Genomic DNA, 17991 nt, shown 5'->3' with positions numbered 1-17991 from the left:
CACTAACTTAAAATTTATGAAAAAAAGAATGTTTTCGATGTTAATCCTGTGTTTAATAGGATTACAGAGCGTATTCGCTCAAAATCGAGAAGTTTCAGGGGTCGTGACATCAGCCGATGATGGCTTGTCTGTTCCTGGAGTTTCAGTAATTGTAAAAGGTACGACTATAGGTACGGCTACTGATTTTGATGGTAAATACACAATTTCGGTTCCAACAGATGGTAAGATCCTAGTTTTTTCTTTTGTTGGAATGAAACAAAAGGAAGTGGTCATCAATTCTAATACTATTAATGTTGTAATGGAGTCTGAATCTATTGGTATGGACGAAGTTATTGTCACAGGTTATGGTATTACCAAGAAAGCTGCCTTTACTGGTGCTGCTTCTACTGTAGGCAGTGAATTGATTGCTGATAAGGTATCGTCCAATCCGATTAAGGCATTGGAAGGAAGTGTTGCAGGTCTACAACTTAATTCAGAATCTGGTCAACCAGGAGCACCTTCATCTATTTATATTCGTGGTCGTAATTCCTTGAATTCGGGAACTCAGCCTTTGTATGTAATTGATGGTGTTTCAATGGAAGCCGGTTCTTGGGGATCTCGTGAGAGTGAAGGGGCGGAGTTTTCTCCGTTAAGTAGTATTAACCCTAACGATATTGAGAATATTACAGTATTAAAAGATGCTACTGCGACTTCGATTTATGGTGCGCGTGCGGCGAATGGTGTTATTGTAATTACGACTAAAAAAGGTGTTGCTGGTGCTAAAACCAAAGTTTCATTTAGTGCTAAATATGGTATTGAAGAGATTGCACCTTTTACTGATGACTATAAGACAGTAAATGCAGATGAGTATAACGAATTGCAAATAGAGGGATGGCAGAATTATCTTGAAGTGTCTAATGAAGAAGCTGCCAAGGAGTATTATGAAGGATCAATTTATGGTTATTCGTTGCCTGACCAGGGGCTTTCCAAAGATAATTTGGCAGATGTTAATTGGTTGGATGAAATTACTCGCACAGGTATGGTTCAGGAGTATAACTTGAGCGTACAAGCAGCAGGTTCTGAAAAATCTGCTCCAAGAGTCTACCTGTCTTTAGGTTATTTAAAAAATGAAGCTTTTATCAAAGGCAAGGATTTTGAGCGTTACAGTTTTCGTTTCAATATTGATCAAAAACCTACAGATTGGCTTTCTTATGGTGTAAATTCATCATTATCATACACCAAGACCAATATGGGCGCTGGTGGAGGTTATTTTTCTGACCCTATAACACAGGCTTACATGCAGTCACCTTTAACTCCTGTAAAGGATGAGAATGGAGACTGGAACTTCAATACGGTAAATGGGTACAATCCAGTAGCTCAGAGAAGTGCATTGGGGGACAAGAGTGAAAATAAGACCTATCGCGCCATGGTTTCGCCATTTCTTACTATTAATCTTTTACCTGAATTGACATATACAACTCGTATGGGACTTGATTATATGTCTATGGGTGAGTTTGGATATTGGTCTTTCCTACAACCACAGGGCAAGGATATGCGAGGTATGGGTGAAAATACGAATTCTGATCAGACTCTCATTACATTTACCAACACAATAAATTATTTGAAAACGATTAATGAATCTCATAATTTGAATTTATTATTCGGTCAGGAAATGTCTTCAACAAATTTGAATAAAGCTTATCTATCTGGTTCTAATTATCCTGTTCCAGATAAAAATGTAGTTTCATTGGCTGCAACTCCAGGTAGTGCTTCAACTGATAAATATGAGTTAAGATTAGCTTCTTTTTTCTTTAATGGGCAGTATGACTATAAGAGTAAGTATTATTTGTCAGCCAGTTATCGTTATGATGGTTCTTCCCGTTTTGGTGAAAATAACAGATGGGCTGGATTTTGGTCTGTTGGAGGGAAATATCGTTTAAGTGCTGAGGATTTCATGGCATCCACTTCTGACTGGTTGGATAATTTAACTATTAGATCTAGTTATGGTACTTCAGGTAATCAGGCTGTGGGTATAACTTCTGGTGCAATTCAGAGTGGCTGGTACGCTTCAAGACCTTTATACGGATATGGTTATAATTATAACTCTAATGGAGGTAGTGCTGCTGAACAATATGGGAATGCAGACTTGCAATGGGAGCAAACGGCCAAATTCAATGTTGGAGTTGATGCAACTCTTTTTTCCATCTTTGATGTAACTGTTGATTATTACAAGCACCTTACCAAGGATATGGTGTTTAGAGTGCCAATGTCATTTACCAGTGGTTTTACTGATCTTCCAATGAATGTTGGTGAGTTGCAGAATGAAGGTTTTGAATTTTCTCTTAATGCAAGCATTATAAGAAAAGCAGATTTTAACTGGAATGCTTCGTTCGTGCTTTCTAAAAATACCAATGAACTTACCAAGTTAAGTACTGACATGCCAATTGAAAATACATACACTATTAGAGAAGTAGGTCATGATATTTTTCAGTTTAAGATGAAAGAATTTGCAGGTGTTGATGTTCAAACTGGTGAAGCTTTGTATTATTTGAATGAGAAAGGTGATGAAACAACAACTAATTATAATAAGGCCTCAAAGCGTTACTTAGGTGTTGCAACCCCTGACTTTCAAGGAAGTTTTTCTACAAATTTGAAATATAAGAATTTTGACTTGTCAGTTCAAATGAATTATTCTGTAGGAGGAAAGATATATGGTAGTAACCTTAGATATGATGAACAGCATGGTGGAAGTTTAAATCAATCAACTACCAAATATGTTTATAAAAACAGATGGCAAAATCCTGGAGATATTACTAATGTTCCTAGATTTGCGATGACTGAATCGAATAAGCATTCTTCTCAGTTTTTAATGGATGGTGATTATCTTAAAATTCAAAATGTTGTATTGGGATATACCTTGCCTTCTCAGTTGACAAACAGCATGAAAATCGAGAATGTGAGATTTTATGCAAGTGCAAGTAATCTATATACATTTACAAAGTCAAATTACAGAGGATTCGATCCAGCTGGAGTTGGAGCTAGTGGAATTCAATGGTGGAATTACCCTGCTCCACGTACATTTATTTTTGGTGTAAATGTTAATTTTTAATGATAATTTAATAAAGAATACTATGTTTAAAAATATATTATGTGCTTTGGGTATGTCATTACTGTTGCTTAGCAGTTGTGATTCGTATTTGGAGTCTGAAACCTACAATTCGATAGACTCTCAGGATGCATTTAAAACGGTTGACGATATAAAAGCTGCAAGAAATGGTCTTTATCGTAATCTTGGGCAAGATGAATTTTGTGGGACCAATATTCTTGCCTTGGGTGATTTTGCCTCTGATATTGCTGTTGCTGATGGTAGTTCAGGTCATTATGTGAGTATCAATACTTATTCTGTTGGGGATTACGATTCTGAATTCCAGGATACTTGGGAATATGGTTATATTGTTATCAACACCTCTACTCAGGCTCTATTGGCAATAGACAATTTATTGACAGATGCAAGCCTAACTGATGCTGTGAAAAATGAACTTAATTTGTATAAAGCAGAAATTCATGGTTTGAGAGCCTTGGCTTATTTTCATCTTGTAAATGTATTTGGATTACCTTATGGAACTGATTCCAATCCTCATGGCGGTTTAGTTTTGATGAGCGATAAGGCGATTTTACCTATGGAAAATGTTTCTAGAAGTTCTGTTGAGGAGACTTATGAGCAAATATTGACTGATATTAGTTCGTCTCTTAAAGCTTATGAGTTAACCAGTACTAAAACCAATGGATTCTACTTTAATGAAGCTGCTGTAAATGCCTTAAAAGCTCGTGTGCTTTTATTTATGGGAAATGATCAGTTGGCTATCGATGCTGCAACCCAGTCCTTGACTTTAAGAGGTGTTAAAGAAATGAATGAGGAAGGGTATCTTGGTATGTGGAAGAGTCTTACTCTTTCAGATGAAGAGATTTTCAGTATTGCAAAGAGTGAGGATGATAATCTATCAGCCAATTCATTGAATACGCTTTATGGTTCATATGGTGGAAAACTAACATCTAGTTTGGTTGCTGATTTTAATGAAAATGATTACCGTTTAAAATTAATTAATATGGATGATTTCCATCCTAAGAAATTTGATGGTATCGAAAGTTCTGCTTCTACTAGTAATATTCCTCAATTCAGGGTTTCTGAAATGAAGTTAATTATTGCTGAGGCTAGTGCCAGATTAGATCTTTTAGATGATGCTAGAGAAGCCTTGTTGTTTACGGCTAAAAGAAATTATGAAATAGTTTCTGTAACTGATTTGCCTACTACTAAAGATGCTTTGTTGGCTTTTATTGCCAAAGAGCGTAAAAGAGAGTTTTTCCAAGAGGGGCACCGTTTTTATGATGCTCGTAGAACTGGTGAGTTAATTACTGTTTCAAATGGGAAATATGAGAATTTTGACGTACAAAAGTTTGTATATCCTATCCCTGCAGATGAAATTAATTCTGGCTACAAATGTGAGCAGAATGAAAACTGGTTTGACAATTTGCCACAATAACAAGCAATTTTAATTTAGTTAATAGCTAAATAGAGTCTGTAATATTTAGGGGCTATCGATATTTTTCGATAGCCTTTTTTTTTTGTCATAGAGTGTATTGGTCACTTGAGGTGTGATTTCTATTTTTATTTAATGAGGGGGCTAGGGGCCTCATTGTTTATTTGACATCTTTGTATTATGGGTAATATTCGTGAGAGTGTTTGAGTGCACTTAAAAAAATAACAGCTTAAATTTTTTTTATCCTGAATTTATGACTTGTTTGTGTTTTTTTAAGAGTTCCATATTGGTTACGTTGTTTAATTATGGTGTTTTCTTATAAAATAATTTTAATTGGTTGTGATATTTACTTCTAATTTCAGTTGCTTATTTATAAAGACTATAAAGTTACAAGTTTATTTCCGTTATATTTTTCTATGAGTCTTAAGTCTCTATTTAATATTAACTTTTTTATATAGTTATTTTAACGTTTTGTCTGATAGTATTTAATGGGTTTAATGATCTGTTTTTTTTTTGAATAGATTTCTCTTGTAATTTATACATAAGTATTTTTTGTTTGTTTATAACTTGTTATTTTTTTAAGTAAAATTTATCATGATGTTATGTTAGTAGTGTTTTTGAAATTACAAATTTCATTTGCCATTTTAAGTTTTTTTCACACTTTTGGTTCCTCGTAATTTAATTAGGGGATGCTTCTAATGCCTGTATTTATTAATGATGTAGAGAGTTGGAGTCCTAAGTTATTATTATGAAAGAAAAACTTGAAAGATTTATTTTAACATTTGTTAGGTAAATCTGACGGCAATTAATTAACCACTAACTAAAAATTTATGAAGAAAAATTTATTTTCGATGTTAATCCTATGTCTAATAGGATTGCAGAGCGTGTTCGCTCAAAGTCGAGAAGTTTCAGGGGTTGTCACATCAGCTGATGATGGGCTATCAATTCCTGGAGTTTCAGTTGTAATTAAAGGAACCACAATCGGGACAACGACCGATTTTGATGGGAAATATGCTATTAGCATACCAGAAGAAGGGGAAATCCTGGTTTTCTCTTTTGTAGGTATGAAAACAGTAGAATTACCAATTAATTCTAATACCATTAATTTAGTAATGGAGTCTGAATCTATTGGTATGGATGAAGTTGTTGTAACAGCTATGGGGGTTACTCGTGAGAAAAAAGCTCTTGGATATGCAGCTACATCGGTAGGTGGTGAAGAGATCGGAAAATCTCAAGCGATTAACCCAATGAATGCATTACAAGGTAAAGTTGCTGGTGTGGACATTTCTTCTGCTCCAGGTCCTGGATCTACTCAGAATGTTATCATTCGTGGTGCTTCTTCTTTTGGTGATTCACAGCCTCTTTATATTGTTGATGGTGTGCCATTGACAAATGAGCAAAACCGTTCTGGTGATAACTTGAATTCTCAGGTTGACTTCGGTTCTGGTATTAACTCTTTGAATCCTGATGATATCGAAGATATGACTGTACTAAAAGGTGCTGCTGCGACTGCGTTGTATGGTTCCCGTGCTGCAAATGGTGTAATCATGATTACGACTAAATCAGGTAAGGATACAGAAGGTAAGATAAATGTGAACTATAACGGTTCTATGACCATTTCTCGCGTAGGTCGTTTGCCAGAAGTTCAGAAACAATTCGGTCAAGGTTGGTCTGGCGATAGAGCTCTTGATGAGAATGGTAACTGGGGACCTGCTTACGATGGTAAAGATCGTGTTTGGGGTAATAACGTTAATAATAGCTTACAGGTTAAGCCTTATTCTTTCCTAGAGGATAGAGTTCGTGATTTTTACGACTATGGGAAAAATATGAAGCATTCTGTTTCATTAAATGGAGGTAATGCTACCACTAACTTTTTCTTGTCTTTATCTCATAATGATGTAGATGGTGTAATGCCAACAGATAGTGATTCTTATAAGAGAAGTACTATCTCTACTAAAGGTTCTCATAAAGCTGGAAAATTAACTATTAGTGCTAATGTAAACTTTAGTACAGAGAAAACTAAAGCTGTTCCTTCAGGACAGGGTACATCTGTATTTAGATCTCTTTACGAATCTGCAAATGATATTTCTATTGTAGATATGAAAGATTACAAAAATAAGTTTTATAATCTTGATAATTATTTTACGCCTTATGGTGTAAATCCTTATTATGTGTTAAATGAGGATGGTGCTGTTCAGAATAAGAAGAAACTTTTTGGGAAATTCCAATTAGATTATGATTTTACAGATGATTTTAAATTGAGTTACCGCTTTGGTGGTGACTACGAAACTTCTCGTTCTGAAACACATACTGCTGTAATAAATTTCACTCCTGGTGCTCCCAATGATGGTAGTAGTTCTTCAAATCCGGGTTCTTATGAGGAATGGAGAAGAACTAGAATTCAAGTGAATCATGATGTGATGGCTGTTTATAATAAATCACTAAATGATGATTTTACATTGAATGCCATTGCTGGTTTCAATATGAATGAGCGTACCTATGATTGGTTAAGAGGTTCAATCAATTCTATTGATATTCCTAATTTTTATAATCTAAATAACAGTTTATCTCCTTCTACTTCATCTCAAAAAACAGAGGAGAGACGTTTGATGGGTCTATATGCTAATGTTGACTTAAGTTTCAGAAACTATGCATACTTAACAGTAACTGCTCGTAATGACTGGTCATCTACTCTACCTATTGATAATAACGATTTCTTTTATTCAGGTGTTACTGGTAGTTTCTTGATTACTGATTTCATGAAATATAACGATATCGACACTGGAATCTTGAGTTTTGCTAAAGTAAGAGCAGCTTATGGTTCTACGGGTAAAGATACTGATCCTTACTATGTGTACGACCGTTATGTGTCTGCTTTTTCAGGAAATCCTGGTTACCCTAAAATCGATGATCTTTCTTTCCCTCTTGGTGGTGTGAACTCATATATGGCTTCAAATCAATTAGGAAATCCTGATTTGAAAAATGAGTTAACTAAAGAATTTGAATTTGGTGTTGAGACTCGTTTGTTTAATAACCGTTTCGGAATTGATTTCTCATACTATAACCGTTTAACAGAAGGTCTTATTGCAAGTTTACCTAAAGACCCTTCAAGTGGTTATACTGCACAGCAGGCTAACTTAGGTGATGTCCGTAACACTGGTATTGAGCTTGTGCTTGATGCTACAGTGATTAAAAAAGGAGATTTCCAGTGGGATATGTCTGTGAACTTCGCTACAAATGACAATAAAGTTGAAAAACTAAATGGTGTTGATGAAGTTTTCTTAAGTGGTTTTGGTGGAGCTGGTATCTATGCTGTTGAAGGTAAGGCGATGGGTCAGTTCAAAATGGCTCGCGTTAAAAAAGTTGACGTTGGCGGTGTAATGAAAACTGTTGTTGATGGTTCAGGTATGCCTCAGCAAACAACTGATATGGAATTTTTAGATAAAGATGTAAATGAAGATTTCAGTTTAGGTTTTAATACTAATTTTACTTGGAAAGGTCTTTCTTTAGGTGCTACATTTGATTATCGTCATGGTGGTTATATGTACTCATACACTAAAGATTATTTGAATTGGACTGGAGCAAATCCAGAGTCGGTTTTTAATGATAGAAAAACTTTCTTAGTACCAAATTCTGTTGTTTCTGATGGTAGAGGAGGGTATGTTGAGAATACAACTGCTGTAGATCCTACTAAACTTCACACTTTCTATGGTGATGGTGGAGGATTCAATGGAGACGAAGATTCAATGTTGGATCGTTCTTACTTGAAACTTAGAAATGTAAGCTTGGCTTACCAATTACCTAAAAGTCTTTGCGAAAAAATTCATGTTAATAATATGAGATTTTCGATAACTGCAGCTAATATTCTACTTTGGACTCCTGATGAGAATGTCTATATCGATCCAGAAACGACTACTTTTGGTAACAGTATCGATGCGAAGTTTGGTGAGTATGGTGCAGGTCCAAGTAACGAAATGATTACTTTTGGATTAAGTTTTAGCTTGTAAAAAAAAGAAAATTATGAAGAAAAATATTATAGCAATCTCATTAGCTCTTTTATCTGTTGTAGGATGGAGCTGTGATGATTATTTAGATATAAATCAGGATCCAAACGTTCTTAACGAGATTCCTGATGCAAAGGTATTACTACCAGCCGTTGAGATTGGATTAGGAAATCAGTTGATGGGATGGGATTTTGGATTTGGTGGAGCTTATTGGACTCAATATTGGACTCAGTCATATGATGCTTCTCAATTTAAATCTCTTTGCGAGTATAATGAAACAAGTTTCTCTAATGCCTATAGTGAGCTTACCGCTGGTGTTCTTAATGATTTAGAGAGAATGAAAACTGTTTCAAAAGATGATGTAAATAAAGGCAACTACTATGTAGCTGAAGCTTTATCAATCTTTACCTGGCAAATAATGACTGATGTGTGGGGGGATATTCCTTATACAGAAGCTTTAACAGGGCATGAAGGTATTTATTCTCCAAAATTTGATGAGGGATCTGCTATTTATGCTAATCTTTTAGCTCGTATTGATGCGCTTTTAGCTCTTGATTTATCGACTTCTACTTTAGATGAAAACTATGATTTCATTTATAAAGGAGATTTAACTAGCTGGAAAGCTTTTGCAACATCATTAAAATTAAAATTGATGATGCGATTAAGTGAAACTTCTGGCTATGATAATGCAGCTGTTTTGTCTTTTATTGAGGCTAATGAATTTATCTCTAAATCGGCAATGATTCCTGGTACTACATGGGCTGATGGACAAGAAGGTAAGAGACATCCTATGCGTGAATTTGAAGCAGGTGGGGCTAATAATCTATCAACTAATGTTATTGGTTGTACATCATTTATTGATTATCTAAAAGCTGGTAATGATCCTCGTTTAGATGTATTGTTTGCAAAAGGTGGAGATACTCATGAAGGTGCTTTCTTTGGAGATTTTGATTCTAAAGAAGATACTGATGGTGACGGAACAGATGATGCTGATGAGAAATATAGTACTCCTGTTTTTAAAGGAGATATGGATTTGATGATCATGTCAACTTGGGAAGTGAATTTCTTTATTGCAGAGGTTTATGCTCGTGCAGGTAATAATGCCAAAGCTAAAGAGTATTATGAGCTTGGAGTTGAAGCATCTTTGGCTCAAAATGGTGTTGCTGATAACGATATTATTGTTAATGGTTATGCTAAATGGGTAGATGGTGATGCTGAAGCAGGTGTAAAACAAATTGCTATGCAAAAGTGGGTAGCTAACTGCAATTATCAGCATATTGAATCTTTCTTAGAAAGAAATAGAACTAAGTATCCTGCTGTTAATAACATTGACATTCGTAAAGATCGTCAAACTGCTTATGACGATTTTGTGCCTGGTTTTATTACTATTTCTGTTAATGGTAGAGCTAAGACAAATGCTCAATTACCCGTTTCTCCAATTTATCCTTTAAGTGTATTAACTCGTAACGAGAATGCACCAAGTCAGAAAGTTGATTTATTAGAGAAGGTATGGTGGAATCAAAAACCTGGATTGTAATTTTAAGTAAAAAATAAAGACATGAGAAAATATATAATGTTATGGGCTATAATTTCATCGCTATGCTTCTTTACAGCTTGTGATGAATATGATACTGAAGATATTTCGGTAGAGTATAGTCTTGATTTGACAGAGGGATCAAATTTAATAGTTCAGTTAGGTGATCCTTATAGTGAACCAGGATATAAGGCAATTTATGCTGGATCTGACGTAACTGATAAAGTTGTAGTTGAAGGAGCTGTTGATCCTAATACGGTAGGATTGTATATGGTTGAGTATTCTTACACGATTCCTAATGGAGAAACTATTTCGCTTGAGCGTGAAGTGATTGTTGCAGATATGTCTATTACTACTGATATCTCTGGAACATATGTAACTCAGGAAGGTACACATAGAATCCGTAAAGGTGTAAGAACAGACTATTCTGAAACTGAAGTTGTAATTAAACAAATCGCACCTGGATTTTTTAGTGTATCTAATTTAATTGGGGGATATTATTCTGACCATGTTGGTTATGGTGATAGATATGCTGCGTCTGGTTATATTCAATTGAAAGAGGATAATTCAATAGCTATACTTTCTAGTTTGGTTCCAGGATGGGGTGACTCCTTAAGTGCTTTAGATAACGCTGCATATACTCCTGCTGATAATACGATTTATTGGGAAGCTGGATATGCTGGTATGGTTTTTTATGTAAACATGAAAATGAAAGAGGAATAATATGAAGAAATTATTATATATACTTGTGGTAGGTCTTATTGGATTGACTGCTTGTAACGATGACATTGAAATTTGGGACAGTGCTGTTCTTGATTATTCAGGTACTTATGTTGTTGATCTTACTGATGTTGATGGCAATGTTCATCATGATATGATCGAAATTTATAATACAGCTGCTAATGTAGAGAATGAAGTTATCATTGACGATCATAATGGAACAATAGAGTTGAGATCTAAATTTTCATTAGATGGTGATTTCTCTAACTTTAAATCAAAATCGATTGATTTTGCTGATTTAGCTTTAAATGAAAATGCAATTGCTGATGCTAAGCCTGAAACGGCTCCAACAGGATTGGATCAAACAGCATCTCCTGAAACTTGGTATATTAAAGCTGCTATTACTGAAGGTAAGATTTTACCAAAAGGAATGACTACTGAAGCTGGTAATGTTGCGGATAGCATCTATATGAAGGTTGTATTGTACAGTGGTACCGTAAACTTCAAAAGTGCTTCTGTTCCTACAGAGTATAGAGCTAATCCAGATGTGGAAGAGTTTGAGTGGGTGTTTGTTGATGTAGCTCATGATGCAACAAAAGATGAAACTGTTGTTATTTCTGGAAATCGTTATACAGGTTTTCCTGAAGATGACTAATAATCAATTTGATATCGATTTTATTACAAAAGGGGCCTTGTGCCCCTTTTTTAATTTCCGAATTTATGGATCGTGAATTCATTTCTTAGAAATCGATGAGTATATAAGAATGTATAGTTTTACATTAGTATGATCCAGATTTGATAAATGGCGCTGTACTTATACAAGTTGTTATAAATTTTCGATTCCTTGTTATTACTAGTATTTCACTCCAGCTTTTAATATTACTTGTTATGCAAATTGATATTTTATAATAGTATTTATACTCGCCAGAAATTTTTATATTTACCTTTAATAATTGTTTTATGTGAAAATGTTAAAGATGAATGTAAATTATTTATTGTCAGTAAAACAGACTTTTTGCTTTTTAAAATCAAAAATTTGCATTATAAGTCTGTTTTTATTCTTGTTTTGTCACTCTAGTTTTGGTCAATCTTTTCGGAGTGATGCTGATATTCTTACGTTTCATAGTCTAAGAGGGAAAATTAAAAATAATTCAGAAATTGATGATGTTGCCTACTCTAAGCATGTTAAAGGTTCGTTTTTTCTTGATTCGGTATGGAACAAGACTGATATTTATTTTCAAAACGACAATATGGTGATGAAAGGTCTTGATACACGAATTGATCTTGGAAATAATATGCTTGAAGTAAAATGTAAAGATGGCATTAAGGTATTACCTACTTTTAGTATCAAATGTGTTGTTTATCCTAAATCTCATTCAGTTTTTGTAACTGAACAATTTATTAAGTCTGAAATAAAAGGGTTTTATAAAATTATAGTTGATTCTGATAATTCATTACTTTGTAGATATGAGACTAAGTTGAGAAGTTCAAATTATAATATTCAGATGGATGTTGGAAGTAAAAAACCACAAATAGTTAAAAAGAAATATTACTATTTGTATGCTGATAATAAAATAGCTCAATTGCAAAAAACAAGAAAAAAACTAAAGAGACAGTTTAAGCATAATACTTTTGTTTATAATTATATTAACGAAACCAAAATGAATCCAAGGAATGAAAATAGCTTGATTCAGTTTATTGATTATCTTAATAAAAAACATATTCATTTATAGATTCTATACCTATTTTTATAAAAAAAATGAGGAGATCTTAATGAAGATCTCCTCTTTGTCTGAAGACTCTCACTAGAATTATTTAATTCTTTTTATTTAAGGCTGCCTATTGGGACAGCCTTTTTTATTTTTTACTCAAAGCTTAAATTATTGCAGTAGATCCAATCATAATATTTTTCTGGTCAGTTATACTTGCGAATTCTGTTAGAGATAAAAAATAATATTTTTTGTTATTTAATGATATGTCATAAAACACGTGAGTAATATTATATAGCAATATTATCACTTGTTATATTACATAATATACAGCTGTGTCGTTTGATGAATATATTGTTAATAAATGTGAAAATAAGAATTTACAAAGCCTTTGTTTAATAAGTTAGGTGATGATTATGTTTGTATGCATTACACATGATGTGTTTCATAATTCATATTTTTATGAGCCTTGTTTATTTTTCTATTAAGTAATGTGATTTCTTTTGAGAAATATGTTACTGTTTTTAATAGAGTGATTTTAGTTTGTTGGTTTAAGTTTTTTTTACACTTTTGGCTTCGCTTAAAAATAAAACTTTGTTCACGAAAGTGCTGAATTGTCCGGAACTAGGGACTTTGGATGGTTTAGTAAATTGTTTTTTAGCGTATAAGGAATGATTTATGTTAGCATTTTTGTTAATGTAAATCGAATAATAGAATTAACCACTAACTAAAAATTCATGAAAAAAAATCTATTTTCGATGTTAGTCCTATGTCTTATAGGGCTACAGAGTCTTATGGCTCAAGGTCGAGAAGTTTCAGGTATTGTGACATCAGCTGATGATGGACTATCAATTCCTGGAGTTTCTGTAATTATCAAAGGTACAACTATTGGTACAACTACCGATTTTGATGGAAAGTACACCATTTCTGTTCCAGAAGAAGGACAAACTCTTGTTTTCTCATTCGTAGGAATGAAAACTACTGAATTGCTAGCCAATACAGATGTCATTAATTTGGTAATGGAGTCTGAGTCTATTGGTATGGACGAGGTTATGGTTGTTGCTTATGGAGTAACAAAGAAGTCAAGTTTTACCGGTTCTGCTGCATCAGTTGATGCTGAAAAAATGACTAGTACGCCTGTGACTTCTTTCGAGAAAGCTTTATCAGGAAATGTTCCAGGACTTCAGGTTTCAAGTGCCTCTGGTCAACCAGGTGCTTCTTCAGAGATTCGTATTCGTGGTATTGGTTCTTTTTCTGCTAACCAGAATCCTTTATACGTAATTGATGGTGTACCAGTAACGACATCTTCAACAGGTATGAAACAAACAGGTGAAGAGGGAGAGACAATGACTCCACTTTCGACAATCAACCCTGCAGATATTGCTTCTGTTACTGTTTTGAAAGATGCGGCTGCTTCTTCTCTTTATGGATCTCGTGCTGCAAATGGTGTAATTGTGATTACTACAAAGCAGGGTAAATCAGGGAAAACAAAAATTAATTTCAGTACTTCCCATGGTATCACTGACTTGGCAATGGATAATTACGAAACCGTAAGCGGTGAGGATTTTATTATGCTTCAGCGTGAGGCTATGACCAATACTGCCATTGATAAAAAGGGATTAAAGGGGACGGCTGTTACTGATTATGTTGATGCCAATATGGCTGAGTATTATCCAACACCTGCAGATGGTAAGTTTTCTGATTGGGATGATGCTTTGTTAAGAAAGGGTGAAATTCATAACTATGAATTATCTGCTTCGGGTGGTACTGAGAAAACAACTTTCTTTGCTTCAATTTCTGCTAACCAAACTGATGGAGTAGCTAAGAATTCTGACATGGAACGAATCACTGGTCGTGTTAATCTTACTCATAACCTTAATGATAAATTAACTTTCACTACTAACCTATCTTTTGGTTCTGTTAAGCAAAATATTGCCTTAGGTGGTTCTTATTATGCTAACCCATTTGCTTCTGCTCGTATTTTCTTGTTGCCAACAGATAAGATTTATAATGCTGATGGAAGTATGACTAAACAGTCAGAGTTTGGATTTTATAACATGGCTAGAGAGTTTAGTTTAAATGAGCGTTCTTCTGAGACTTGGAGAAACAGTATTAATTCATCAGTACAATATAAAATTGTTGAAGGTTTGACCTTTAAGTCTACTTTTGCTTACGATTGGATTAATACTGATAACTTGAGCTATTCTTCTCCCGAATCTCGTGCCGGTGAAGGAAATAAGGGTGAGGTTTGGCAAAACAACCGAAAGAGAAAGGTGATGACATCATCTAATATTTTAACTTTTGATAAAACAATAAATGAAGATCACCATTTTAATGTTTTAGCTGGTTACGAAATAGAAGAAGAGAACCGTTTTTCAATGACTGCTGAGGGGTATAATGTGCCAGTTGGTTTGAAAGTTAATAATGCAGCTGCAAAACCTAATGGAACTTCTGGATATGACGACACAGCCAAGCTACTTTCTTATTTGGCTAAAGTTGATTATGATTTCATGAACAGGTATTATGCATCGGCTAGTATTCGTCGTGATGGTTCTTCTAAATTGGGAACTGATGAGCGTTGGGCTAATTTCTGGTCTGTATCAGGATCATGGAGAGCTTCTGAAGAGGCGTTTTTATCTGATCTTGATTGGTTGGATGACCTGAAATTACGTGCCTCTTATGGTACAAATGGTACACTTCCTGACGATTGGTATGGTCATATGGGACTTTATGCAGTTGAAGCATACAACTTTCAGCCTGCTTTAGATTATTCTCAAGTTGCTAATCCTAATTTATCTTGGGAAGAAAGTAAAAATTTAAATCTTGGTATAGATTTCCGTTTTATGGATAGATATTCTGGTGGTTTCGAATATTTTGTTAAAACTACTGAATCTATGTTAATGGAAGTACCTCTTTCTAGAGTAACAGGTTTTGAAGATATGTGGCAAAACATTGGTGAAATGGAAAATAAGGGTTGGGAATTCACATTCAATGCTGATGTACTTCGTGATTCAGAATTGAAATGGGATGTTTCTTTTAACATGTCTCATTATTCCAATGAAATTACCAAAATGAATAATGGTGAAGCAATTTTTGATTTCCCATATATCAGAAAAGAAGGGGAAGCTTATAATTCTTTCTATTTGAGAGATTGGGCTGGAGTGAATTCTGCTAATGGTGCCGCTCAATGGTATATTATAGAAGATGGTCATCGAGTTAAGAATGATGATGGTACATATAAGGTTACTGAAAATCCTTCTGAGGCAGCTAAAACTATTGTAGGTAAAGCTGATCCAGACTTGACTGGAGGTATTAACAATAGCTTCTCTTATAAAGGCTTCAACTTGAGTTTCTTATTGAATTTCTCAATTGGAGGTGATATTTATAATTCAGCGACTGCGACAATGGAGTCTGATGGTAATACTGATTATTCAGGAATTATGAAAACCCAACTAGATAGATGGCAAAAACCAGGTGATAAATCACCTAATCCTAAACGTTACTGGGGAGCTGATACTAAGTCTAATTGGAATTCTTCTCGACGTCTTTTAGAAAATGATTACTTAAGATTAAAGTCATTAACTCTAGGGTATAACTTGCCTTCTGAAGTGGTTAATAAATTGTCTTTATCTAATGTTAAATTTTACTGTACTGGAACCAACTTGTTAACATTCAGTTCTCAGGATGTAGTTGATGTTGAACAGCCTGTTCATGGGTCTACTACTTATGAAATTCCTACAGTGAAAACTGTTACTTTCGGTGTTAACGTTAGTTTTTAACAAATAATTTTGATTAAAATGAAAAATAAATTTATATACGCATTAGTAGGTCTAGGTCTGTTTAATGCATCTTGCTCGGAGTCTTGGTTAGACGAGAATCCAAGTGATAAGTTATCTTCTGAGGGAAGTGTACAGAATGTTAGTCAGGCACAATATGCAGTTGATGGTATTTATAATCAGATGACTGATGACGAGTACTATAATGGTGATTATATCTGTAACTTTGATGTTATGGCTGATGATATGAGAGTGACTCAGTCAGGTCGTTTAGACACCTACTATGATTATTCTTTTTATACAGAAAGTTCTGATGCAACTATGTGGGAGCGTCCTTATGAGGCTCTAAAAAATACTGCAGCTTTAATGGCTGTTATTGATGATATTGCTGTTGAAGGTGATGATGAGATTGCTGCAAGAAATGATATTAAAGGACAAGCTTTAGCATTAAGAGGGCTTATTCACTTTGATTTAGTTAAGACTTTTGGTAAGGCTTACACTCATGCAGGAGGTCCTGCAGCACTTGGTGTACCAATTGTAACTGACGTAGTTCAGTTTGATGCTAAACCTGCTAGAAATACAGTTGAGGAGGTTTATACACAAGTTATTTCTGACTTAAAAGAAGGTATTTCTCTTTTGAAAAAAGATGTCAATCTAGGCCATATTAATAAGGCTGCTGCTCAAGCTATTTTGGCTAGAGTATACCTTTATAAAGGTGATATGGCTAATGCATTAACTTATGCTGAGGAAGTAATCAACAATTCAGGTATAAAATTAATGCCTCGCGATAAATACATTTCTGAGTGGGCTGCCAATGGTATGTCTGAGTCTTTATTCGAACTAGTAAACTCTTCTGAAGATACAGGTGGAGGCTATGAGACTGTAGGATATTTATCAGATCCTAACGGATATGGTCAGTTTGCAGCATCTGATGATTTTATTGCTAAACTACAGGCTGCCCCTTATGATGTTAGAAGTCAGTTACTAGCTAAAGATGAGCTGAGTTCTGATGAAAAAGGTGACAGAATGGGACGTATTCTTAAATTCCCTGGAAAACCAGATCAACCTGCTTACACTACGAATACTCGTGTTATCCGTCTGTCTGAGGTTTATTTAATTGCTGCTGAAGCTGCTTTAGGTACAGATAAAACTAAAGCTGCAAATTATTTGAATGCTGTAATTGAAAGAGCTTATCCAACAGAGGATGTTCTTGATACTGACGGAACTACAATCCTATTTAATCATTTAACTGATATTCCTACGGTAACAGCTGCAAATATTACTTTGAGTTCAGTTCTTGAAGAAAGACGTTTAGAGTTAGTTTCGGAAGGTCATAGATTTTTTGACTTAGTTCGTAATAATATGACTATTGTTAGAGGTAGCGATTATTGGGGAACACTAAATAAGACAATTGAAATGTCTTTTCATAAGATTGTTCAACCAATTCCTAGAATTGAATTGGATGCCAATCCTAATATGAAACAAAATCCAGGTTACGATAGTTAATTTCGAATCTTGATAATTTAGAAAGGCCGCCTTGTGCGGCCTTTTTTTGTTTCTCAAAAACTAGTTTTTAAAAGCCAACTCTTTCTCTTTTGCAAACCTTTGCACTTTTCCCGAAAATTTTTTTTCATTTTCTTGCCTAAGTTCCGGTAATCATTACCTTTACCCACTGTTATAGAACATGTTTATTAAGAACTGTTCTAAAACAGAAAACCAAACAAGTAGAGT

Annotated in this window: 9 protein-coding genes; all 9 read left to right on the top strand. The window is 34.4% G+C overall.

Annotation, left to right across the window (positions count from 1 at the left end):
• Positions 1-16 precede the first annotated feature (16 nt).
• The 9 genes from EV201_RS07795 (at position 17) to EV201_RS07755 (ending at position 17766) form a co-directional block, all read left to right on the top strand.
• Entirely contained in the window at positions 17-3088 is a 3072-nt protein-coding gene (locus EV201_RS07795; RefSeq protein WP_130307037.1) for a SusC/RagA family TonB-linked outer membrane protein, read from the top strand.
• A 22-nt stretch (positions 3089-3110) separates the two neighbouring features.
• Entirely contained in the window at positions 3111-4520 is a 1410-nt protein-coding gene (locus EV201_RS07790; RefSeq protein WP_130307036.1) for a RagB/SusD family nutrient uptake outer membrane protein, read from the top strand.
• An 827-nt stretch (positions 4521-5347) separates the two neighbouring features.
• The gene (locus EV201_RS07785; RefSeq protein ID WP_130307035.1) at positions 5348-8524 is read left to right on the top strand and encodes a SusC/RagA family TonB-linked outer membrane protein; all 3177 of its coding nucleotides are present in this window, start codon (positions 5348-5350) and stop codon (positions 8522-8524) included.
• 13 nt (positions 8525-8537) lie between these two features.
• Positions 8538-10058, top strand: coding sequence for a SusD/RagB family nutrient-binding outer membrane lipoprotein (locus EV201_RS07780; protein WP_130307034.1), 1521 nt, complete (start codon positions 8538-8540; stop codon positions 10056-10058).
• Positions 10059-10079: 21 nt separating this feature from the next.
• Complete coding sequence (locus EV201_RS07775; RefSeq protein WP_130307033.1) at positions 10080-10778, top strand: BT_2262 family domain-containing protein; 699 nt, start codon at positions 10080-10082, stop codon at positions 10776-10778.
• Position 10779: 1 nt separating this feature from the next.
• A complete protein-coding gene (locus EV201_RS07770; protein ID WP_130307032.1) occupies positions 10780-11430 on the top strand; it encodes a lipid-binding protein in 651 nt (216 codons plus the stop codon).
• A gap of 322 nt (positions 11431-11752) precedes the next feature.
• Entirely contained in the window at positions 11753-12508 is a 756-nt protein-coding gene (locus EV201_RS07765; RefSeq protein WP_130307031.1) for a hypothetical protein, read from the top strand.
• 713 nt (positions 12509-13221) lie between these two features.
• A complete protein-coding gene (locus EV201_RS07760) occupies positions 13222-16263 on the top strand; it encodes a SusC/RagA family TonB-linked outer membrane protein (RefSeq protein WP_130307030.1) in 3042 nt (1013 codons plus the stop codon).
• Between the two features lie 18 nt (positions 16264-16281).
• The gene (locus tag EV201_RS07755) at positions 16282-17766 is read left to right on the top strand and encodes a RagB/SusD family nutrient uptake outer membrane protein (RefSeq protein WP_130307029.1); all 1485 of its coding nucleotides are present in this window, start codon (positions 16282-16284) and stop codon (positions 17764-17766) included.
• The last annotated feature ends 225 nt before the right edge of the window (positions 17767-17991 follow it).

It is taken from the genome of Ancylomarina subtilis (assembly GCF_004217115.1).
In the GTDB taxonomy this organism is placed as follows: domain Bacteria; phylum Bacteroidota; class Bacteroidia; order Bacteroidales; family Marinifilaceae; genus Ancylomarina; species Ancylomarina subtilis.
The sequence above is the reverse complement of the archived record's forward strand: the minus strand, read 5'-3'. Positions and strand labels throughout refer to the sequence as shown.